General features: G+C 53.7%; 21 protein-coding genes. 14 read left to right on the top strand and 7 right to left on the bottom strand.

Features of this window, described 5'->3' with window-relative positions; all coding sequences use genetic code 11:
* The first annotated feature begins 228 nt into the window (after positions 1-228).
* From Z042_RS20060 to Z042_RS20030, 7 genes are all read left to right on the top strand, one after another.
* A complete protein-coding gene (locus tag Z042_RS20060) occupies positions 229-1359 on the top strand; it encodes a Gfo/Idh/MocA family protein (RefSeq protein ID WP_024911683.1) in 1131 nt (376 codons plus the stop codon).
* Positions 1360-1498: 139 nt separating this feature from the next.
* The gene (locus Z042_RS20055; RefSeq protein WP_024911684.1) at positions 1499-2566 is read left to right on the top strand and encodes a fatty acid desaturase; all 1068 of its coding nucleotides are present in this window, start codon (positions 1499-1501) and stop codon (positions 2564-2566) included.
* 20 nt (positions 2567-2586) lie between these two features.
* Complete coding sequence (gene osmF, locus Z042_RS20050) at positions 2587-3510, top strand: glycine betaine ABC transporter substrate-binding protein OsmF (RefSeq protein ID WP_024911685.1); 924 nt, start codon at positions 2587-2589, stop codon at positions 3508-3510.
* A 69-nt stretch (positions 3511-3579) separates the two neighbouring features.
* Positions 3580-4731: an ABC transporter permease gene (locus Z042_RS20045; RefSeq protein ID WP_269465069.1), complete on the top strand. Its 1152-nt coding sequence runs from the start codon at positions 3580-3582 to the stop codon at positions 4729-4731.
* Positions 4731-5666, top strand: coding sequence for an ABC transporter ATP-binding protein (locus Z042_RS20040; RefSeq protein ID WP_024911687.1), 936 nt, complete (start codon positions 4731-4733; stop codon positions 5664-5666). Before Z042_RS20045 ends, Z042_RS20040 begins: the two co-directional genes overlap by 1 nt.
* On the top strand, positions 5663-6421 hold the full coding sequence (locus Z042_RS20035) for an ABC transporter permease (protein WP_024911688.1): 759 nt from the start codon (positions 5663-5665) through the stop codon (positions 6419-6421). The genes Z042_RS20040 and Z042_RS20035 overlap by 4 nt, the downstream gene beginning before the upstream one ends.
* 1 nt (position 6422) lies before the next feature.
* On the top strand, positions 6423-7205 hold the full coding sequence (locus Z042_RS20030) for a phosphate/phosphite/phosphonate ABC transporter substrate-binding protein (RefSeq protein WP_081758425.1): 783 nt from the start codon (positions 6423-6425) through the stop codon (positions 7203-7205).
* Between the two features lie 9 nt (positions 7206-7214).
* Here Z042_RS20030 and Z042_RS26310 read toward each other — a convergent pair whose 3' ends face one another.
* The 3 genes from Z042_RS26310 to Z042_RS20020 form a co-directional block, all read right to left on the bottom strand.
* On the bottom strand, positions 7215-7391 hold the full coding sequence (locus tag Z042_RS26310) for a hypothetical protein (protein WP_167336763.1): 177 nt from the start codon (positions 7389-7391) through the stop codon (positions 7215-7217).
* Between the two features lie 77 nt (positions 7392-7468).
* Positions 7469-8395, bottom strand: coding sequence for a drug/metabolite exporter YedA (yedA, locus tag Z042_RS20025; RefSeq protein ID WP_024911690.1), 927 nt, complete (start codon positions 8393-8395; stop codon positions 7469-7471).
* Positions 8396-8642: 247 nt separating this feature from the next.
* On the bottom strand, positions 8643-9296 hold the full coding sequence (locus Z042_RS20020; protein ID WP_024911691.1) for a helix-turn-helix transcriptional regulator: 654 nt from the start codon (positions 9294-9296) through the stop codon (positions 8643-8645).
* Between the two features lie 106 nt (positions 9297-9402).
* On the opposite strand from Z042_RS20020, the gene Z042_RS20015 reads away from it, so the two are divergent.
* The 3 genes from Z042_RS20015 to Z042_RS20005 all read left to right on the top strand — a co-directional run bounded on the left by Z042_RS20015 (position 9403) and on the right by Z042_RS20005 (position 11979).
* On the top strand, positions 9403-10857 hold the full coding sequence (locus Z042_RS20015) for an MFS transporter (RefSeq protein ID WP_024911692.1): 1455 nt from the start codon (positions 9403-9405) through the stop codon (positions 10855-10857).
* A gap of 103 nt (positions 10858-10960) precedes the next feature.
* The gene (locus Z042_RS20010; protein ID WP_024911693.1) at positions 10961-11671 is read left to right on the top strand and encodes an AzlC family ABC transporter permease; all 711 of its coding nucleotides are present in this window, start codon (positions 10961-10963) and stop codon (positions 11669-11671) included.
* Positions 11668-11979, top strand: coding sequence for an AzlD domain-containing protein (locus Z042_RS20005; protein ID WP_024911694.1), 312 nt, complete (start codon positions 11668-11670; stop codon positions 11977-11979). The genes Z042_RS20010 and Z042_RS20005 overlap by 4 nt, the downstream gene beginning before the upstream one ends.
* Before the next feature lie 65 nt (positions 11980-12044).
* On the opposite strand, the gene ompC is transcribed toward Z042_RS20005, so the two are convergent.
* The gene (ompC, locus tag Z042_RS20000) at positions 12045-13142 is read right to left on the bottom strand and encodes a porin OmpC (RefSeq protein ID WP_024911695.1); all 1098 of its coding nucleotides are present in this window, start codon (positions 13140-13142) and stop codon (positions 12045-12047) included.
* A 312-nt stretch (positions 13143-13454) separates the two neighbouring features.
* Here ompC and dinG point away from each other — a divergent pair, with 312 nt between their 5' ends.
* Complete coding sequence (dinG, locus tag Z042_RS19995; protein WP_024911696.1) at positions 13455-15656, top strand: ATP-dependent DNA helicase DinG; 2202 nt, start codon at positions 13455-13457, stop codon at positions 15654-15656.
* Here the strand turns inward: dinG and Z042_RS19990 are convergent, their stop codons facing one another.
* Positions 15657-16091 (bottom strand): Lrp/AsnC family transcriptional regulator, encoded by a 435-nt coding sequence (locus Z042_RS19990; protein WP_024911697.1) that lies wholly within the window; start codon positions 16089-16091, stop codon positions 15657-15659.
* 135 nt (positions 16092-16226) lie between these two features.
* Here Z042_RS19990 and Z042_RS19985 point away from each other — a divergent pair, with 135 nt between their 5' ends.
* Positions 16227-17129: a DMT family transporter gene (locus Z042_RS19985; protein ID WP_024911698.1), complete on the top strand. Its 903-nt coding sequence runs from the start codon at positions 16227-16229 to the stop codon at positions 17127-17129.
* 118 nt (positions 17130-17247) lie between these two features.
* Here Z042_RS19985 and Z042_RS19980 read toward each other — a convergent pair whose 3' ends face one another.
* The gene (locus Z042_RS19980) at positions 17248-19299 is read right to left on the bottom strand and encodes a DUF2207 domain-containing protein (RefSeq protein ID WP_024911699.1); all 2052 of its coding nucleotides are present in this window, start codon (positions 19297-19299) and stop codon (positions 17248-17250) included.
* A gap of 4 nt (positions 19300-19303) precedes the next feature.
* Positions 19304-19846 carry a LemA family protein gene (locus Z042_RS19975; RefSeq protein ID WP_024911700.1) on the bottom strand — a complete coding sequence of 181 codons (543 nt, stop codon included), beginning with the start codon at positions 19844-19846 and terminating at the stop codon, positions 19304-19306.
* Positions 19847-19975: 129 nt separating this feature from the next.
* On the opposite strand from Z042_RS19975, the gene Z042_RS19970 reads away from it, so the two are divergent.
* A complete protein-coding gene (locus Z042_RS19970; protein WP_024911701.1) occupies positions 19976-20608 on the top strand; it encodes an FMN-binding negative transcriptional regulator in 633 nt (210 codons plus the stop codon).
* Positions 20609-20644: 36 nt separating this feature from the next.
* Positions 20645-21598: a DNA-binding protein YbiB gene (gene ybiB / locus Z042_RS19965; protein ID WP_024911702.1), complete on the top strand. Its 954-nt coding sequence runs from the start codon at positions 20645-20647 to the stop codon at positions 21596-21598.
* Positions 21599-21950 lie beyond the last annotated feature (352 nt).

The following is a 21950-nucleotide window of genomic DNA, read 5'->3' as shown; positions in this document are numbered from 1 at the left end:
TTGAAATTAAATATTCATTTTATGTTGAGCACCATTTATTCCACACTGTGTTTGTCATGAGTTAATTTTGTTTATAATCATATTTTTATTGATTTTATAAACACTATTACGGGCATGGTTTTTATTTCATTGCTATCTTTTAATTGAAATTTATTTTCCATATAAACTAATATGGATTATAAATTCCATTTACGTTGAGATCCGTGAAGATTGACTCAGGAGAAAACAATGAAACAGGTGCGCGTTGGGTTGATTGGCACCGGCTATATTGGCCGGTGTCATGCTATTGCTTATGCCCAGGCTGGGACGGTGTTTCCGCTGAAAGGGGAACTGGTGCTGGAGATGCTGGCGGAGATCACCCCCGAACTGGCGGCACAGCGAGCAAAAGAGTTTGGTTTTGCGCGTTCAACGGCCCACTGGCGTGAGTTGGTGGCCGATCCTGCCATTGATGTGGTGGATATCTGCGCGCCAAATTTCCTGCATAAAGAGATGGCGCTGGCCGCCATTAGCCACGGCAAACATGTGTACTGCGAAAAACCGCTGGCCCTGAATGCGCAAGACGCTGCTGAAATGGTGCAGGCTGCGCGGGCCAAAGGGGTAAAAACGCTGGTGGGTTTCAACTATATGAAAAACCCGACCAGCCAGCTGGCGCGGGAAATCATCGCCAACGGTGAGATTGGTGAAGTGGTGCATTTCTATGGTACGCATAATGAGGATTATCTGGCCGATCCGCGCACGCCTATCGATTGGCACTGCCGCCAGGCGACCGCCGGGTTGGGGGCATTGGGCGATCTGGCCGCGCACATTGTCAACATGGCGCATTATCTGGTCGGGGAAATTGTGGCGGTATCCGGCGATTTGCAAACGCTGGTCAAACAACGCCCCGATCCCAACGATGCGGCGGTGTTGCATGAAGTGGAAAATGAAGATCAGGCCAGCGCGCTGGTACGTTTTGCCAACGGCGCGATGGGCACCATAGAAACCTCGCGCATTGCCTGCGGGCGCAAAATGGGCCTGAGCTATGTGGTCACCGGCACCAAAGGCACGTTGAGTTTTACTCAGGAACGGATGGCGGAGCTGAAGCTGTACCGGCACGATGAGCCGGCAGAGCGGCAGGGGTTTAAAACCATCATGGTGGGGCCAAAACACCCGGATTATGCAGCATTCTGCATCAGCGCCGGGCATGGCATCGGCTTTAACGATCAGAAAACGGTTGAGATCCGTGATTTGGTCAACGGCATCGCCGCAGGTGACCGCATGTGGCCAGACTTTGCCGAAGGTTGGAGGGTTTCCCGCGTGCTGGATGTGATAGCCGCTTCTGCCAAACAGCGCCGCTGGCTGGATATCAATCATGGCTGAGCCCGTGGCTGTAATCCGTTAGTTAAAACGCCAAGTAAGAACACCCGCTGATTTTTAACTTTGCTTTGCCATTTTGGTTATTTTGCACGTCGAACCGGTTCGCAGATACTGAGGAAAATCTCTCACTGCGAGCCGGAAAATGTCTGCAACTTCCTCACACAGCTATTATCTGCATGGCGAACAACGCGCCTGGATCCAACAGCTTGCTCGGCAATGGCATTGGCGGCTGGAATTGCCGACCTGGGGCATGATGGTATTGGTCTATGGCAGTTGGTTCGGCGTGGTGCACTATTGGCAACCGTTGGGCCCATGGTTGGGTACGCCGTTGCTGATTATCGCCACCACCGGATATCTGTCTTTGCAGCATGAACTGATCCACGGCCATCCGACGCGTTGGCCGCGCCTGAATCATCTGTTGGGTTTGCTGCCGCTGGCGGTTTGGTACCCCTACGGACTGTATCGCGATTCCCACCTGCAACATCACCGCGATCGGCATTTGACGTCGCCCGAAGACGATCCTGAAAGTTATTATTTCAGCCAGACCCAGTGGCAGCGCTGGCCAACATGGCTACCGCTGTTGACCAAGGTACGGAATACCTTGATTGGCCGGATGGCCCTTGGCCCGGCGCTGGATATTGCTGCCACCTTGATCAAGGCGTTGAAAGCCATTCTGACTGGTGAGCTACGCACTCTGGCGATGTGGCTGGTGCACGGCGCATTGTTGGTGCCGATGTTTATCTGGCTGCAAGTTCATGGTCTTTCTGCTGGTTTTTATCTGCTGGCGGTGAGTTATCCGGCGCTGGGCCTGACCAAGGTCAGATCGTTTTTTGAACATCGTGCTGTGGAAGCCCCGCAGGCTCGTTCTGTTATTAACGAAGCTGCTTGGCCGTGGCGCTTGCTGTTCCTCAATCTGAACTATCATTTAGTGCACCATGATTTACCCGGCCTGCCGTGGTACGGATTGCGCAAGGTGTATCTGGCAGAGCAAGAGGCTTACCGGCAGCGCAGTCAGGGGTTTGTGGTGGCGGGATACGGCGTGTGGTTGGCTGAATATGCCTTTACTCCTATCGCCGTTGAGGTGCATCCGTTTGCTGCTGCGGATGTGGCAGGCGATGCACAGAGCGGTTGGTCAACGATATCGCTTGCGCGCTGGGCTGGTGCAGTTCAGGATTTCCCAACCGATCTGGCGAAAAGCCGGAAAACCTAATATCAATAAGAGGAACAAGCATGGCTATCACTCGATTACGTGGAGGTTTTCTGGCTTTGGCGCTGAGCATGCTGACGGCTGGCGCAGTGCAGGCGGCTGATACGGTGCGCGTAGGTTCCAAGATTGATACCGAAGGATCGTTGCTCGGTAATATCATTGTGCAGGTGTTGGAAGCCAACGGCATCAAGACCACCAATAAACTGCAACTGGGCACCACCAAGGTGCTGCGTGGGGCGATCATCTCTGGCGAAATTGATATCTATCCAGAATATACCGGGAACGGAGCCTTCTTCTTCTCTGATGAAAAAGATCCGGCCTGGAAAGAAGCCAAAGCCGGGTTTGAGAAGGTGAAGAAGCTTGATTACGACAACCACCGCATCGTCTGGCTGGATGCTGCCCCGGCGAACAATACCTGGACGATTGCAGTCCGCCAGGATATGGCGGAGGCTCATCATCTGAAAACTTTGGCCGATCTCAGCCAGTGGATCAACAGCGGTGGTCAATTCAAACTGGCGGCGTCGGCAGAATTTATTGAACGCCCGGATGCCTTACCGGCTTTCCAGAACGCTTATGGTTTTAAGCTCAATCAGGATCAGTTGCTGTCGTTGGCCGGTGGCGATACGGCGGTAACCATCAAGGCCGCAGCAGAGCAGACTTCGGGGGTGAATGCGGCGATGGCTTATGGCACCGACGGCCCGGTTGCGGCCTTGGGGCTACAGACGCTGCTAGATCCAAAAGGTGTGCAGCCAATTTATGCGCCGGCACCGATTATTCGTGAAGCCGCCTTGAAAGAGCACGCCAATATTACCGAACTGTTGAAGCCGGTCTTTGCTACCTTGGATGGCCCGACCTTGCAAAAGCTGAACGCGCAGATCGCCGTGGAAGGGCAGGATGCCAAACAGGTGGCGGCAAACTACCTGAAAGAGCAAGGGTTGATTAAATAGCCCTTCTCTGTGAAACCGGGGCCGGTAAAACGGCCTCGACGGGTAATGGGGCAGGGAGTCACTTTGATTATTGCTTTTAAAAACCGCGTACTGCTGACGTTGTTCATCCTGCTGCTGCTGGCGGCTTTCGGCCTGCCGTTTCTCAGTTATGCCCCCAATCGCCTGCTGTCTGGCAAGAGTATTTCTCTGATCTCACTGTTACACGGCCCGGCGCTGTGGCTGTTGCTGCCTCTGTTGGCACTGGCCGCTCTCAGCCTGCTGGCACCCGTGCGGCGTAATGCCTTGCTGACGGCGTTGTCGGCCAGCCTATTGCTGGGGCTGATTTTCTGGTTAAGCGGCCATGCGGCGCAGCAGTTGGCACAGCAGGGATCGCCGCTGGCACGCACCTCCTGGGGCAGCGGCTATTGGCTGATGGCGGCGCTCTGCGGGCTGATGGCTGCCGATGCCATGACGCGAATGACTTCTTCACATCTGTGGCGCATGTTGGGCAACCTGCTGGTGATGCTGCCTGCGCTCTTGCTGCTGTTCAGCAGTGAGTTGGATCAGCTTTCGCTGCTTAAGGAGTACCACAACCGGCAGGAGGTGTTCGATGCGGCCCTGTTGCAGCACCTGACTATTCTGTTGGCAACCATGGTGCCCGCACTGCTGCTCGGCGTGCCGCTGGGCGTGCTGTGTTATCGCTCAGCGCGTTGGCAAACGCCGATTTTCTCTACGTTGAATATTATCCAGACCGTGCCTTCCATCGCGCTATTCGGCTTACTGATCGCCCCGCTGGCCGGGCTGGCGGCGGCACTGCCGTGGCTGGCTAAGTGGGGCATCAGTGGTATCGGTATGGCACCGGCGATCGTCGCACTGGTGCTGTATGCGCTGCTGCCGCTGGTGCGCAGCGTGGTGGCGGGTTTGCAAAGCGTTCCGGCCAGCGTGATTGAGTCTGCCAGCGGTATGGGGATGACGCGTGGGCAGATGTTCTTTCGCGTACAACTCCCTTTGGCACTGCCGCTGTTCCTTACCGGCGTGCGTATTCTGGCGGTACAAACCGTCGGCATGGCGGTGGTGGCCGCACTGATTGGTGCCGGTGGTTTTGGTGCCATTGTGTTTCAAGGATTACTCAGCAGTGCGCTGGATCTGGTGCTGCTCGGGGTGCTGCCGGTGATCGCCATGGCGGTGATCGTTGATTCGTTGTTCAAATGCATCATTTCACTGTTGGAAGTGACACGCTGATGATTCGCTTTGATCGGGTAAGCAAGGTTTTTCAGGGTAAACCGGTGGTTGATGATCTCTCGCTGCATATTGCCGAGGGAGAGTTTACCGTGCTGATTGGCACCTCCGGTTCCGGCAAATCCACCACTTTGAAGATGATCAACCGGCTGATTGAACACGACGCAGGCAAGATCTATTTCGCCGGTGAAGAGATTCATAAATTCAAACCGCAGGACCTGCGCCGCCGTATGGGCTACGCCATTCAGTCGATCGGCCTGTTCCCGCATTGGACGGTGGAGGAGAATATCGCCACCGTGCCGCAACTGCTGAAGTGGCCACGGGCGCGCATTCGCGAGCGGGTTACTGAACTGATGACGTTGCTGCATCTGGAACCGGAACGCTTTCGCCGCCGTTATCCGCATCAGCTTTCTGGCGGGCAGCAGCAGCGGGTGGGCGTGGCGCGCGCGCTGGCTGCCGATCCTGAGGTATTGCTGATGGATGAACCCTTTGGCGCGCTCGATCCGGTCACCCGGCTGACCTTGCAAAAGGAGATCGCGCGCATTCATCAGCTTTCTGGCCGTACCATTGTGCTGGTGACCCACGATATTGATGAAGCGCTGGGGTTGGCGAACCGCATTGTGCTGCTTGAACAGGGGCGAGTGGTACAACAGGGTACGCCGCTGGCGCTGCTGACCGAGCCGATCAATGACGTTGTGCGGGATTTTTTTGGCCGCAGCGATCGGGGTATCAAGCTGTTGGCGTTGGGCACGGTGGCTGAACGGATGCGGCCGGGCAGCGCCGAAGGGGAACCGATTCAGGCGGCGATGAGCCTGCGCGATGCGTTATCGGTATTTGTTGCCCGTGGCAGCGAACGCCTGCCGGTGATTGGTGAGCAGGGCGAGGCGCTTGGCGTGCTGCATTTTAGCGATCTGATCGCGCAAAAGGCATTGTCATGAAGATTTATGCCGGTTGGTGGCGCGATCCGTTGCCGTGGACTTTTGCCCTGTTGCTGGTGCTGGTGTTTGGCATGAACCATCTGCACTGGCTGTTTGCGGCCTGGTTCCCGGAACTGGACAGGCCGGTGTATCAACAGGACAGCTTTTTCTCGCTGGTAGAAGCGCATTTGCTGTTGGTGGCGGTATCAAGCTTTATCGCGGTGCTGATTGGCGTGACTGCCGGGGTAGCGGTCACGCGTGAGGCGGGGCGTGAGTTCCGCTCGCTGGTGGAAACGGTGGTGGCTGTTGGCCAGACCTTCCCGCCGGTAGCGGTGCTGGCGGTGGCGGTGCCGGTGATGGGTTTTAGCGAACAACCAGCGATTATTGCGCTGGTGCTGTACGGTTTGCTGCCGATCCTGCAAGGGACGTTGAGTGGGATCGAATCGGTGCCTGCCGCTACGCGCGAGGTGGCGCAGGGGGTGGGAATGAGCCGCTGGCAGATCCTGTGGCGCGTTGAGTTGCCGCTGGCGGCACCGGTGATCGTGGCGGGTATTCGGACTTCGGTGATCATTAATATCGGCACGGCGGCGATCGCCTCCACGGTAGGAACCAAAACGCTGGGCTCGCCGATCATCATCGGCTTGAGCGGTTTCAACACGGCTTATGTGATCCAGGGGGCGATGGTAGTGGCGCTGCTGGCAATCATCACTGACATGCTGTTTGAACGCTGGGTGCGTTACCTTACCGTCTGGCGTCATCTTTTGCGGGATAAATAATATGCTGACGGTGTCATTACCCATGTATGGCGTCAGCCATCAACAGGTAGAACCCTTCTGGCAGGCGTTGCGCAATAAATTACGGCAATTTGGTGTGGCGGAAGTGCCGCAAGCATTGAGCTGGCCGCAGGATCTGTTAGCGCATTGGCAGAGCCCGGATCTGCTGCTCAGCCAAACCTGCGGCTATCCGTTGGCGGCGTTGTTGCCGCAGGTACAGGTAGTGGGCACCTATCATTACCGTGTGGAAGGATGCAGCGCTGCGAATTACAGCAGTTGGCTGGTAGTGCGCGATAACGAAACGGGTGAACGGCTGGAGGACTTCCGTGGCCGGGTTGCCGCTTATAACAGCCGGGATTCGCAATCCGGCTACAACAGTCTGCTGGCGTTGATTGCGCCATTGGCGCAGCAAGGGCGGTTCTTCCGGCAGGCGATCGCTTCTGGTGCTCATTATGAATCACTGAAGATGCTCCACAGCGGGCAGGCGGATATTGCTGCTATCGACTGTGTCAGCCTGGCCTTGCTCAAACGCGCACAACCGCAGGCCGTGGCCGGGTTGAAGATTATTGGCCGCACCGCCGTGGTGCCAGGGTTGCCGCTGATTACGGCGGCGGCTACGCCGCCACAGCAGTTAACGTTGCTACGTGCGGCGGCCAGCGCGATGGTCGGCGATCCGGCCAGTGAGAGCCTGCTGATCGGTGATTTCAGCCTGGTGCCGCGTGAAGCCTATCAGGTTATCACCGAGCACCAGCAACAGGCGGCAGCATTGGGTGTGACGGCGCTATAGTAATCCCATTTATTTGCTTTGCAGAGTTGCTGCCGGTGCGGTGTTGGCCGGAGCTTCGCTGGCGGCTGGGGCTGTTTCATGCGGAGTGGTGGAGCGGGTATAGATATTCAGCCCGGCCAGGAATACGCCGCCCAGGGAACCGAAGGCGCATAGGGCGATAACGAGGATGAACGCTTTTTTCAGCATAAGTTATATTTCGCAGGTGATTTAGAACAACGGTGAATTATAGCTCCTTCGCCGGGTGAAACAATCATCGTTTTATCTTACTCGGGCGCTTTTACTTTGGCTCGGTGCACCTTGGCTGGGCGGCTGAACAGGTATTTGCCCAGGGTTACCAGCACGACCGCAGAGACGATCACGACCAGGGCCAGCCACTCACGCGCAGCCAGCGTCTCACCAGCAAAACCAACGCCGAGTAATACTGCTACCACCGGGTTCACGTAGGCGTAGCTGGTTGCCACAGCCGGGCGTACATTTTTCAGCAGAAACATATAGGCACTGATCGCCAGCATGGACCCGAATACGATCAGATAGCCGAGGGCCAGAAAGCTGCTGAGGCTGGGGAGATGATCAAGATGTTCGCCGCTCAGTTGGCTGGCGATCATCAGTACCACACCGGCCACCAGCATTTCTGCCGCTCCAGCCATTGGCCCGCTGGGAAGCTGAATGCGTGAACTGAGCACCGAACCAAAGGCCCAACTGGCGGAAGCCAGCAGGATCAGCAGCGCGCCCGTTGGGTTACCCACCAGGTTATTACCGGTATTGAGCAGCACGATACCCACCAAACCGAGTGCGATGCCGGTCCATTCCAATTTGGTATTGCGCATTCCCCAAAACATGCTGAAACACAGGGTAAATAACGGCACCGTTGCTACCATTACGGCGGCAATGCCAGAAGGCACATCCTGATGCTCTGCCACCGTAACCAGGCCGTTACCAACCGCCAGCAACAGGATGCCGATAATACCTGCTGCCACCCACTGTTTCAGCGTTGGCAGGGAATGGCCGCGTAACATCAGGAAACTGAACAGGATAATGCCCGCCACCAGAAAGCGGATGCCGGCCATCATCAGCGGTGGCCAGCTTTCAACTCCAAGACGAATGGCAAAGTAGGTCGATCCCCAGACAATATATAGCGTGAACAGTGCCCCAACTAATGGCAGAACATGGCGGTTTGGTTGGCTCAGCATAGGTTTTTTATTCGGTAAATTGAGATGACGTGGCAGCACTGACGGGTAACGGCAGGGCACCACCTCAGTTAGGGCACTCAGTAAACCCTAAGGGGAGGAGAATAAGCAACGCATTTTTAGGGGGCGCAGAAAAATTAAATCACGGGTGGCGTTGTGCCGGGGATACCGCGCTTTTATCGGCGTTTGTTAGCCGGTTAATTCCGCAACGTGGTACAAAAACCATTCTTGTATAACTTAAAAAGGGTTATTACAAAGGGGAAATCCGGTAGGTACAACGGCGAGCACCGGTAGGAATATGTTCGGTACGTTCAACCTTCGCCTGCAACACTTTAGCGAACACATTCAGCTCCGCACGGCAGAACTCTTTGCAAACCGTTGCGGCTGCGTGAATGGGGCAATGATTCTCCACCAACAAAAACGTCCCGTCTGCCAACTCACTCCATTCGGCCATGTAGCCTTCGTTACAGCGAATGGCTGCCAGGCGTGCAACGCGCTCACGTAAATTGGCAGCACCGATCATGCTTTGTTGATAATTGATGTAGGTTTCCTGTTCTCGGTTGTCGATCAACTGCTCTAATACCTGTTCACCCAGCGTATTGCGCACCGTGCGCAGCAGTTGGACGGTCAGTTCGGCATGGGCGTTGGGAAAATGGGCGTCTCCGGCCGGGGTGAGATGCCAGAGCTGTACCGGGCGGCCAACCCCGCGCGTTTCAGCTATCGCTTCAACCAACCCTTCTTTTGCCAGTTTGACAAACTGCTGGCGAGCCGCTTCACCGGTGGTGCCAAGCACTTTCCCCGCGTCAGAGGCTTGCTGCGGGCCGCACGTTTTCAACAGTTTCAGCAAACGATCGCTGACGGAGTGTGCTGTGCACTCCCCATTTTCCAAGTTAATTCTTGACATATATCACCGTCTAGGTCCTAATTATTCCAAGTCATTTCTTGTTAAATTTAACGCAACACTACGATTAACTCAATGTCACTCCCCTAAAAAAAGCAGGACGATAACCGTGATAACTGATGATAAAAGCCGCTGGAGCGATCTTTTTTCCGGTAAAAATACCGCTATTACCATTGCTTTGTCACTGGGTGTAGCGCTGTATGCGATCAATATTCTGGTTGCAACCACGATTCTACCTTCTGTTGTGCAAGATATCGGCGGCCTGGATCTGTATGCCTGGAATACGACGCTGTTTGTGGTGGCTTCAATACTGGGCTCTGTGCTGTCGGCAGCTTTATTGAATCGTTATGGGGCGCGTGGCGCTTATCTGGTGGCATCGCTGTTTTTCATCATCGGTGCCATGCTGTGTGCGCTGGCCCCTTCAATGCCCGTGATGGTGGTTGGCCGCGCGGTGCAGGGCTTTGGCGGCGGGCTTATTTTCGCCTTGTCCTACGCGATGGTCAATCTGGTGTTTGAACAGAAACTGTGGCCGCGCGCCATGGCGTTGATCTCTGCCATGTGGGGAATTGCCACGCTGGTGGGGCCTGCCGTTGGCGGGATTTTTGCCGAATTGCACGCCTGGCGTTGGGCATTCGGGATTCTGTTGCCGATTATGGTGCTGTATGCCGCTTTTACTTTCTGTATTCTGCCGCGAGAAAAATCACAGCAACAAAGCGTTGCATTGCCATTGATGCAACTGTTGCTGCTGGCCGCCGCCGTGCTGATCGTTTCGGCAGGTAGCCTGGCAACGAGTGGTTGGGTAAACGTGGGGGGCATTATTCTGGCTCTGTTGCTGGTGGTTTGGCTTGTCCGGCGTGAAGGGCATTCCAGCGCTCGCTTGTTACCCCAGGCTGCGCTGCGCCGGGGATCGGCACTGGTTCCGCTGTATGCCACGGTATCCTTGCTGGTGATCGGCATGACCAGCGAGATTTTTATCCCTTATTTTCTGCAAATTTTGCATGGCCAGTCGCCGCTGATTTCTGGTTATATTGCTGCCACGATGGCGGCCGGTTGGACATTATCGGAAATTCTCAGCTCTGGCTGGCGCGGTGCGGGAATTCGTCGGGCGATCGTCAGTGGGCCAGTGTTGGTCTTGCTCGGGCTGTTAGCGTTGGCGGTGCTGATGCCAATACCTTCTGATGGTGGTTGGCAGGCGTTAGGGCCGATTGTGGCTGCCTTGACGCTGGTCGGGTTTGGTATCGGCTTTGGCTGGCCGCACCTGCTGACTCGTATCTTGCAAATGGCTCCTGAGGCAGACAAAGATATCGCCGGTGCCTCCATCACTACGGTACAGTTATTCGCAACGGCGTTTGGTGCGGCGCTGGCGGGGATGGTGACGAATCTTGCCGGTTTTATCTCGCCTGGTGGGGTTGCCGGCGCGGCTTCTGCTGCTTACTGGTTGTTCCTGGTGTTTGCATTGGCCCCACTGTTGGCAATCTACAGTGCCTGGTGTAGCGTTGTGATGAACGAGCCAGAGAATGAGGTGGATAATGTTAAACCAACGCCAAATTCCAGCGAGTGTTAGGGGAAGCGTGATGTTTGGCGATTTATGTCGAAATGCGTAAACAGAAGTAATACTCATGGCCTTTCCTGCGTTATTCTATTCCTTCATTCGAAGGAGAATATGAATGACTTATCAATCAACTCTTGCAGAGCCGCCAATGCTGCGCTTGCGCCCGGCATTGCAGGGAGCGATAGCGATCTTACCGCTCTGCCTGGCGGTGCTGCCTTGGGGAATTCTGGCGGGCTCAATGGCTATCCAGAGTGGCCTGACGGCTGCTGAAGGGCTGGGGATGTCGGCGATTGTCTTTGCCGGTGCATCACAGTTGGTCGCAATGGGGATGATCAAAACCGGGGCAGGTTTATTGGCGATCCTGGTTTCAACCTTCTTTGTGACCGCACAGCACTTTTTGTATGGATTGCGCCTGCGGGAATGCATTGCACCATTGCCATTAAGATGGCGGATTTTGCTGGCTTTCTTATTAACCGATGAACTGTTTGCCCTGACGGGGAATCAGGGGCCAGCACGTTTCAACCGCTGGTATGCCTTGGGGGCCGGGTTAGCTTTTTATGTGTGCTGGTTCTTTGCCACCTTGTTGGGGGTGTTGGCTGCTAGCAGTGTCAGTAATCTCGACAGCTATGGGCTCGACTTCTCCATTGCAGCTACGTTTATCGCCATTGTGGTGCCGATGATCCGTAACCTGCCGGTGCTTGCCTGTGTGCTGACGGCGCTGGGGTTGTCTATCGGCCTGCATTATTACCAGGTGCCTGGCGCTTTGATTATTACGACCATAGCCGCCATGGTGGTCGGGCTGTTGTCCAGCAGGGAACGCGCATGATTTGGCTGACTATTGTATTGATGGGTGTGATCGTTTTTTTCAACCGTTATTGCTTTTTGGCCCCCGGTTTGCCGGTACGGCTATCGCAGCGGATGAGAACATTGCTGAGCTTTTCTGTGCCTGCGGTGTTAACGGCGATTTGCGGGCCGATCATTGCCTTTAACGGTGACGAATGGCGGGCACTGCCAGAAAACCCTTATCTCTGGGGAGCGATATTCGCCGTGGTTCTGGCTTTCTTCCTGCGCAATATGCTGGCCGTGGTGCTGTTGAGTATGCTGATGTTTATTCTGCTGCGCACCTGGTTCTGAGACTCTGCTGTGGGAAAGATGCCATGAAAAAGCCGGGCAGATGGCCCGGCGCAGTTTACCTCTAATCAGAACTGGTAGGTCAGAGCGACGGCAATAATATTGTCCGTTTTCAATCCCAGTTTATTATCGTCGCTAAGCCGATTAATTTTATAATCGACATAGGTAGACATATTTTTGTTGAAATAATAATAAGTGCCTACATCAAAATATTTCACCAGATCGGTATCACCGATATTTTCAATATCTTTCCCTTTGGATTGAATATACGCTAATGACGGACGCAGGCCAAAATCAAAAAGGTATTGGGCGACCAGCTCCACGTTTTGGGTTTTATTGGCAAAACCACTCACTTTGGTAGCAACATTATTAATCGCTGCGGTTCCTGAAATAGGTGTCAGGTTATGGGTTTCGGCATAGGTGGCTGCCAAATAAACGTTGTTGGCATCGTATTTCAATCCGGTTGCCCAGATTTCGGCTTTTTCGCCGGTGCCGTAGGTGCCGTGTTTCTGGGCTTCCGTGCGGTTGGAAGAAGCGAATGCAGCGCCAATACTTACCCCATCAATGATTTCATAACTGGAAGACAGGCCAAACCCATCGCCATTGGCTTTACTGGTGGCCCGGCTTTCGCTCTCATTTTTACCTTGGTATTGCAGCGCAAATTTCAGGCCGTCAACCAGCCCAAAGAAGTCGCTGTTGCGGTAAGTGGCTACGCCGTTGGTGCGGCCAGTCATAAAGTTATCGGTTTTAACATAAGAATCTGCGCCAAACTCCGGCAGCATATCGGTAAAGGCGCCCACATCGTAAATAACACCATAATTGCGGCCATAATCAAACGAGCCAAAGTCTTTTACCTTCAGGCCAGCAAATCCGAGGCGAGTTTTGGTGTCTTTAGTGCCATCAGCTTCGCTGTGGTTAGCCGCAATTTGATATTCCCACTGGCCGTAACCCGCCAGCATATCGTTAATTTGTGTCGCACCTTTAAAACCAATACGTACATAGGTTTTATCGCCGTCATTACTCGTATCATCAGAAAAATAATGCAGCGCTTTTACACGGCCATAAAAATCAAGCTTATTGCCATCTTTATTGTAAATTTCTGCTGCCTGTGTGACCTGAGCCATTAAAATTGCCGGAATAATAACGGCGAGAAGATTCGGTTTCATGTTTTTCCCTGCTTTAATACGATTGAAAGAGAGCTGCCACCCGTTTTATTGCTGTTTTACTTTGCTGCTTAGAATATTTGCCGCGCAGAATTTTTACCCTACTCGTATGATGTATTTATGACAGATTATTTATATCTGTGTGGCAGGGGAAATCACGTCTCAGATTGTACAGGGTGCTGTGCCACGTTAACCATAATCCCGATTATCAACCATCAACGGTAATGACAGTTGACTCATTCAGCATAACTTGGGCTGACGCCGCAGGCAGTCTGTGGGACAATAGCGCCATCATTTGGTTTAGATAAGAGTTGAATGGCGCTCTCCTCCGCAGTTAAAGATCAGATCGGCCAGTGGTACAAAGCCCTGCAACAACAAATACCGGACTTTATTTCCCGTGCCCCACAGCGGCAGATGATTGCCGAGGTGGCGAAAACCCTGGCTGGAGATTATTCACGCCATCTGGCGATTGAAGCCCCGACCGGCGTGGGTAAAACGCTTTCGTACCTGATCCCAGGCATTGCCGTGGGGCGTGCTGAGAGCAAACCGCTGGTGGTCAGCACGGCTAACGTGGCGTTGCAGGATCAGATCTACAGTAAAGATTTGCCGCTGTTGAAAAAGATCATTCCCGATCTGAAATTCACCGGCGCATTTGGCCGTGGGCGCTACGTTTGCCCGCGCAATCTGGCGGCGATGAGCACCGATGTGGCCGGGCAGGGCGATCTGATGCTGTATCTGGACGAAAATGAACTGGCGCCGTCCAATGGGGAAGAGCTGGCGCTATGCCAAAAGTTGTCGAAAGCCCTCAGCCGTTATGAGTGGGATGGCCTGCGCGATCATTATCAGTTATCCATCGACGATCCGTTATGGGCCAAGCTGAGCACCGATAAGGCTAACTGTCTGGGCCGTAACTGCCATTACATTCGAGAATGTCCGTTTTATATTGCGCGCAAAGAGATCGAAACCGCCGATGTGGTGGTGGCTAATCACGCCCTGGTGATGGCGGCGCTGGAAACTGAATCGGTGCTGCCGAACCCGAAAGAGTTGCTGCTGGTGCTGGATGAAGGCCATCACCTGCCGGAGGTGGCACGGGATGCGCTGGAGATGGAAGGGGAAATTACCGCGCTGTGGAGCAACCTGCAACTTGATATGATCGTGCGCCAGGTGGAGCAGTGCATGACGCAGTACCGGCCGAAAAACCCGCCGGGGCTGGCCAATAACGAACGCTTGAAAAACCACTGCGAAGAAATGCGTGAGTTGATCCAGATTTTCGAACATCAGGTCAATGCTTATTTACCGCCGGATAGCAGCAAGGCTGAGCACCGTTTCGCAATGGGTGAACTGCCTGCGGAGATGGTCGAGCTCTGCGCGCGCCTGTTTAAACTCACCGACGGGTTGCGTGGCCTGGCCGAATTTATCCTTAACGATCTCACCGAACAGACCGGCAAGCACGACATTGTGCGTTTGCACCGCTCTATCATCCAGATGAGCCGCACGCTGGGCTATCTGGAGGCGATGAGCAAGCTGTGGCGGCTGGCTGCGCTGGATAAGTCTTCCAACGCGCCGATCTCCAAGTGGGTGGTGCGTGAGCTGCGCGATAACGTCATTCATCTTTATCTGCACTGTGTGGGCATTCGCGTTAGCGATCAGTTGGAAAAACTGCTGTGGCGCAAAGTACCGCATGTGGTAATTACCTCTGCCACGCTGCGCTCGCTCAACAGCTTCTCGCGCCTGCAAGAGATGAGTGGGCTGACTGAGAAGGCTGGCGATCGCTTTGCCACTCTGGATTCACCGTTCAACCACGTTGAGCAGGGCAAGATTGTTATTCCCAACATGCGCTTTGAACCGGCAATGGTCAATGAGGCCGAACATCTGGAAGAGATGGCGCGTTTCTTCCGGGGCGAACAGGCCAGCGGTAAGCATAAAGGGATGCTGATCCTGTTCAGCAGCCACCGGGCAATGCAGACCTTCTTGAGCTACGTGACCGATCTGCGTTTGATGCTGCTGGTGCAGGGCGATCAGCCACGTTATCGGCTGGTAGAAGAGCACCGCAAACGGGTGGAGAAAGGTAGCGCCAGCGTGCTGATTGGCTTGCAGTCGTTTGCTGAAGGGCTGGATCTGAAAGGGGAACTGCTGACGCAGGTACATATTCACAAGATTGCTTTCCCGCCGATCGACAGCCCGGTGATCCTGACCGAAGGTGAATGGCTTAAATCACTTAACCGCTATCCGTTCGAAGTACAAAGCCTGCCGAGCGCGTCGTTTAACCTGATCCAGCAGGTGGGGCGCTTGATTCGCAGCAATGAATGCCACGGTGAAATCGTGATTTACGATCGCCGCTTGCTGACCAAAAGCTACGGTTCACGGCTGCTGGCGGCGCTACCGGTGTTTCCGATCGAACAGCGCGAAGTGCCAGAAGCCGACAAAGCGCATCTGGCGGCGTTAAAGTCTGCCGCCAGTGCGACGAAAAAAGAGAAAAAGCGTAAAAGCCCGTTCGCCCGCCGCCGTGCCCGCTGATTAAGTCAGGGGCGGTAAACGGCGCTTTACCGGCGTGGTTTTGACGATTGAAGTATTACATTGTGCGCTTTCGGCCAACTTATCTAATATCTGATCGAGCTGCTCCATCGAATGTGATACCAGCCGGGCGATAAAGCAGTCTTCGCCGGTTATTTTGTCACACTCGATCACTTCCGGTGTTTGCTGCAACATCAGTTCCACTTTTTTCAGCAGACCGGGTAAGGGTTTGATACGTATCAGCGACTGAAAACCATAACCGAGTGCTTGCAGATTGACGTTCAACGTATAGCCTTGAATCACGCCGTTTTCTTCCAACCGTCGCAGCCGTTCTGAAGTGCTGGGAGAAGAAAGAGCGACTTGTGCACTCAGCGCTTTCAACGAAATACGCGCATCCGTAGCCAGAATGGTCAGAATTTGACGATCGATATCATCCATAACCTCTCCATTAGGGAAATTAGGTTTTTAACCTGCGATATAAAGGTTATTAAGCAAAATTTCCTTTTTTATACCATATAAAACCGAGCCGAAAAACTGCAAGCTAATATCCAGTTTACTTAAGAGGAATTGCGGATGCATACAGAGATAAAACGCGGTTCGCTGGAGATGGCCGCTGCTATGTTGATCTCCGGTAGCATCGGCTGGTTTGTGCTGATGTCTGGTCAGCCTGTTATTAATACGGTGTTTTGGCGTTGCACCATGGGCGCATTGGTGTTGTTGTTGGTATGCGCTTTTCTGGGGCAGTTAAAACGTGAGTTGTTGCCGCGTGCCACCGTGTTGTTGGCTATCGCCGGTGGGGTGGCGCTGGTAGTGAACTGGTTGCTACTGTTTGCCGCCTATGATTATGTTTCTATTTCTATCGCTACCGTGGTGTACAACACTCAGCCTTTTATGCTGCTGGGGCTTGGGGCGCTGTTTCTGGGGGAAAAGTTAACGTTGCGTAAGTTGTTCTGGTTGCTGCTGGCGTTTATCGGCATGATGCTGATGGTGTTGGCACGACGAGATTCGGCGGCTGGGCAACAGACTTATCTGTGGGGGATTTTGTTATCACTCGGTGCGGCGTTTTGCTATGCGCTGATGGCGTTGGCTGCCAAACACCTGAAAGGTACACCGCCCCATCTGGTTGCCTTGATTCAGGTGACGGTGGGCGTGGTGATGCTGTCGCCGTTTGTTGATTTTTACGCGCAGACCAGCCCTGCTCAATGGGGAATGTTGGTTACGCTTGGCATTATGCATACCGGCTTGATGTATGTGCTGTTATACGGGGCGATTCAGAAACTGCCAACCCATTTGACCGGTTCGTTGTCGTTTATCTACCCCATTGCCGCCATGGGAGTGGATTGGCTGGCATTTGGTCACCATTTGGCGCTGCTACAGTTTGTTGGTGCGGCAATGATTCTGCTGGCTACTGCTGGAATGAATCTGCTGGGCGAACGGCGAATGCCGCAGCTTAAGCAGGCTAAGCCCTTAGTTTAGCGAAATAAATAATAATCTATCGCCTTGATGTATTACCCCTATCTGCTGGGGCCTGCGCGGCTATGGCAAAGTGAGATGATCCAACGCCACGCCAGTTGACTCTGGTGTGGCGTTATACTTACCAGCCGCCGCCACCTCCACCGCCAGAACCGCGCCCTGACGAGCCGCGGCCGGATGAGCCTGAACCCCTGGAACTAGAACTCGAACCTGAGCTTGAACTGCTGCTGGGGCGCGACATGGACGATGAGCGGCAGGAACGGTTGAAGCGACGCACGTTGTTCCAGTCTGCGTTGGCAAATACCTCCGACATGGCGTCTGTGCTGCTCAGGTATTGTGCAAAGGTGTTAGCCCAGGTTTTGCCAACCCCAAGGGCCAGCGCGTAGGGCAGCATACGTTCAAAATGGGAAACCAGTTTGTCGGGCGGGTAAAGTGCCTGATAGCGATGCTTCTCGGCTGCGCCAAGATACAGTTGCAGCCCTTGGGCAGTGGCTAAATCGTTCAATCCCTGCTGTGTGTAACGCGGTGCCAGCCAACCGAAGGCCACGCACAACAGAACAACCAGCGCCAGTGCGCCAACGTATCCTGCCGGCAACTGGGTCAAAGGAAGCAGGTTAAACATGAACAGGCTGCTGGCGAAAATGGTCAGTGGGCCAAATATCAATGCGAGGAACAGGGCGAAAAATCCCCAATCATTCCACATCTTTCTCGGGCTAAATAAAAATCTCAGCGGTAAAGAAAGCAGTGTAATACCCGCGAGCAGAAACAATAAAGCCGGAATGGTGACTAACGCGGCGGCAGGGCTGAATAGTGTGCCGCAGAGTACGGGCACCAACAGCATGATTAATATTCCGCGCCATATTGGCCCCGAACGTTTAGCAAATAACTGTTTCTGCTGTTTTGTACAGCGCTGCTCTAGCCACTGGAGGGCATTTTGCATTGGCTGCTGATAGGCCTGGCTGAGATTGATGTTTTGGCGATCGCCACTAAACAGGGTACTGAGCAACCGTCTGTCATTTGCATTTAATTGCCTGTTACTCTCATTAGGCTGTTGTGACAGCCACTGCTCATTCGCAGAACGTTTAGAGGTGCTCGGTTTTTCCGTAATGGTCATGCCGCGTTTAGCAACGAGATCCAGCAGATCGCTGCTAAAGGCAATGTCATCGTACTTACGCTGGGTGATATAGCGCAGATAACCCGGCGACATATTGTCCGGAAGCGCGTACAGCGGCACTATCGGCGGCATTTTCAACCCGGTGGCAATAACATTTTTTCGCCACCAAAACAGGTAGTAGCCAGCCAGGAGGAACAGCGGTATCCATAATGCGCTGGTTTTGACGGTGGGCAACAGCAGATGGACTAACGGTGAGGCAGCTTCCGGTGCGGGTGCACGAGTAAGAATACTGCGTGGCCAAGTATAGACAACGGTTAGCCCTTCGCCTCGTTTCAGCGGTTGCACTGTCTGCACGCTGCCATCAGGCAGGATCTGCGCGTTTTGCCCTTTGGCACCGTACATTCCGGTATAAATATCAATGCTTCTCAGCCGGGTGTCTTTGCCTTCGCTGTTCAAAAATGCGCTGGCTTCGGGCAGTTTCAGATGAAAGCTGGCTTTATCAATGGAGTATGCCCAGTCGTTGCCGGTTACATTCCAGTAAAGCTCATCCCACTCGGGGAAACGGCTGAAATGATTACGGATTTGGTATTGGATCTCATAGCTGTAAATGCCGGGTTGCAAGAAATGTTCAGCGCTGCCAATACGCACGGTGAGCGTTTCACCTTCTTTAACCACGCTGAAAGGTTCAGCCACGCCATCGCGTAATACGTTGTTAATCTGATAGTTGACGCTGAAAATTTTGCCGTCCTGCCGGTTCCAGGTTAACGGCAGCGTGCGGAAAATCCCTCGGCGTATTTGTTTGCCCAGAGATTGTACCTTGATGGTTTCGCTGATCGCCATGCTGCCATCCGCATCAAAACGCGCACGGGCGTCAAACGATAAAATATGTTCATAAGCGCGAACCCGCTGAGGGGCAGTGGCAGCCGGTGGAGCTGCCCTGTCGGTCACGTCGGCAACGGGTATGCTGATGGCAATATCATTAGCCGCTTGCACGGCTCCTGTTGCAACGACCAACCACAGCCCGAGTGCGCGCAGTATCCTGCCAGATAAACTTATCATTGCGTTAATCCATCCGTGGTAGCTTGGCATCTTCAGGATTTTCAAGCTCAAAAAACGCATCCACGTTGAAATTGAATGCCCGGGCTAACAGTAAACTGGGGAATGACTCCACCAGAATGTTGAAATCACGCACCGTGCTGTTGAAATAACGGCGTGCCATCTGCAATTGTTCTTCTATCTCAGCGAGGGATTGTTGCAGAGACAGGAAGTTCTCGTTGGCTTTCAGTTCTGGATAGGCTTCAGCCAGGGCAAAAACGCGCCCCAGGACACCTGAATATTGCCGCTCACTCTCGGCAATCTGCTGAGTATTGCCGACCAGGTTGCTGCGCTGGCGGGTGATTTCTTCCAGCAACTCTTTCTCATGCTGAGCATAGCGTTTGACCAAGCTCAGCAGATTCGGCGCCAGATCGTGGCGGCGTTTGAGCTGCACTGCAATACCGCTCCAGGCTTCGTCTTTGAAGCGGCGCAGGGAGATAAAGCGGTTATAAGTCACGATGGCCCAGAGCAACACCACGGCAATAACGGCTAAGCCGATATACATTTCCATTTTTCCATCCATATTTGGCCGAAGATACATAATCCCTTGGGATATTTATGGATATTATCGCATTCGGGCATCTGCGGTAAATTGTGATACATATATCAAATTCCCCTGATAATAAGGACGTTGCGCAGCATGTATCAGCCCAGCTCATTCCGTGAAGATGATTTCGCCACTCAATTGGCCTTGGTGCAGGCTAATCCGTTAGGGTTGTTAATCAGCCACGGTGCTCAAGGCATGTTGGCCGACCCGGTTCCTTTTCTTGTTCATGCTGATGAACAGGGAGAGGTAACACTGAGGGCGCATATGGCGCGAGCTAACCCTCATTGGCGAGCGCTGCAAAGGATGCCAGAGTGCCTGGTGGTATTTCAGGGGGTGGAAGGCTATATCTCACCAAACTGGTATGCCACCAAGCTTCAGAGCGGCAAAGTGGTGCCAACCTGGAATTATACCATGGTGCAGATGTGGGGAAAGCCAATGGTGACGGAGGATCCGCTCTGGCTACAGCATCAGTTAGCCGCGTTGACTGCCCTGAATGAAGGGAATCAGCCTCAACCCTGGCGTATTGACGAGGCTCCGGCAAACTATATTGCCAGCCAGATGAAGGCGATTGTCGGGATTGAAATTGTTGTCACGCGGCGGGAGGGCAAATGGAAAATGAGCCAGAACCGTAATGCGGCAGATATCAGCGGCGTAATCGCTGGGTTGCGGGCAGGTGACGGTGCGCAGCAGCAATTGGCTGATGAGGTTGAACGGCGGCGTGGCTAAGTTATGTATGGCAAAATGAATCAGCGGAACTGAACGATGGATTACACCAAGATTATCAAAGAAATAGGTCGTGGTAAGAACCATGCACGCGATTTGAATCAGGAAACCGCCTTTCAGCTTTATCAGGCAATGCTGGCGGGTGAGGTGCCTGAGTTGGAGCTGGGGGGCATACTGATTGCCATGCGCATCAAAGGGGAGGCCGAAGCCGAAATGCTGGGTTTCTATCAGGCGATGCAGCAGCAGGTGATGCGCTTGCAAAAACCACAGCAGCGTCCAATGCCGGTGGTGCTGCCAAGTTACAACGGTGCGCGGAAACAGGCCAACCTGACGCCCTTGCTGGCTTTGCTGTTAGCGCGTGTGGGGTTGCCGGTGGTGGTGCATGGCGTGTTGAATGACAGCACGCGCATCACCAGTGCGGAAATCTTTCGCACGCTCGGCGTGCCGTGGTCTGAAGATCCTCTTCATGCCCAGCAGCGGCTGGAGAGTGGTTTACCGGTTTTTATCCCGGTATCTGTGCTTTCACCACCAATGGCAACCCAGCTTGATCTGCGTTGGAAGATGGGGGTGCGCAATAGCGCCCACACGTTAGCCAAATTGGCCACGCCGTTTGGCGATGCCAACGTGTTGCGTATTGCCAGCGTTTCACACCCGGAATACGTTGGGCGTGTGGCGTCGTTTTTCCGCCAGATCGGTGCGCGAGGGTTGTTGATGCACGGTACGGAAGGTGAAGCTTATGCCAATCCGCAGCGTTGCCCACAGATTCACTATCTCGTTGATGGTGAGCAGCACGTTTTACTGGAACGGCCACAGCAGGATGCGCCTGTGGCATTGCCTGAGGCCAAAGATGCCGAGACTACCGCGCGCTGGACCGAACGCTGCCTGGCGGGTGAAGTGGCGATCCCAGAGCCTATTTTATGGCAAATCGCCTGTTGCCTGGTGGCAACCGGTGAGGTAGAGACTTTGGCACAGGGGTTGGCGCGCGTGCGTTGAGAAAATCACCCATTGAAAAGTATGCCTAACTTCTTAGGGAGAGCCTGTTAGGTGCAGAAAGCGGTTTATTAGAAAAACTTTACAAACGTGAGTATATAACTTTACAGAAGTGGATTACACTCAAAAAGCGCTTTGGGGCGCTCAGGAAGGGGTGAACCTTGAAATACATCCACTTGATGAATGAAATTATCTCTGTCTTGGTCAGATCATTGTTGTAAAACAGAGCTTGAGGACTACTATTATCTAAGCCATAAGAGAAGAGGTTCTTAAAATGCCTGTACAGTGATGTATATGTGTTTTGGGTTATGAATCACGTTTTTCAGCATGGGCTATTAGCATGCGTTGATAGAAT

The organism is Chania multitudinisentens RB-25, assembly GCF_000520015.2.
Taxonomy (GTDB): domain Bacteria; phylum Pseudomonadota; class Gammaproteobacteria; order Enterobacterales; family Enterobacteriaceae; genus Chania; species Chania multitudinisentens.
This window is presented reverse-complemented; position numbering and strand designations above follow the sequence as displayed.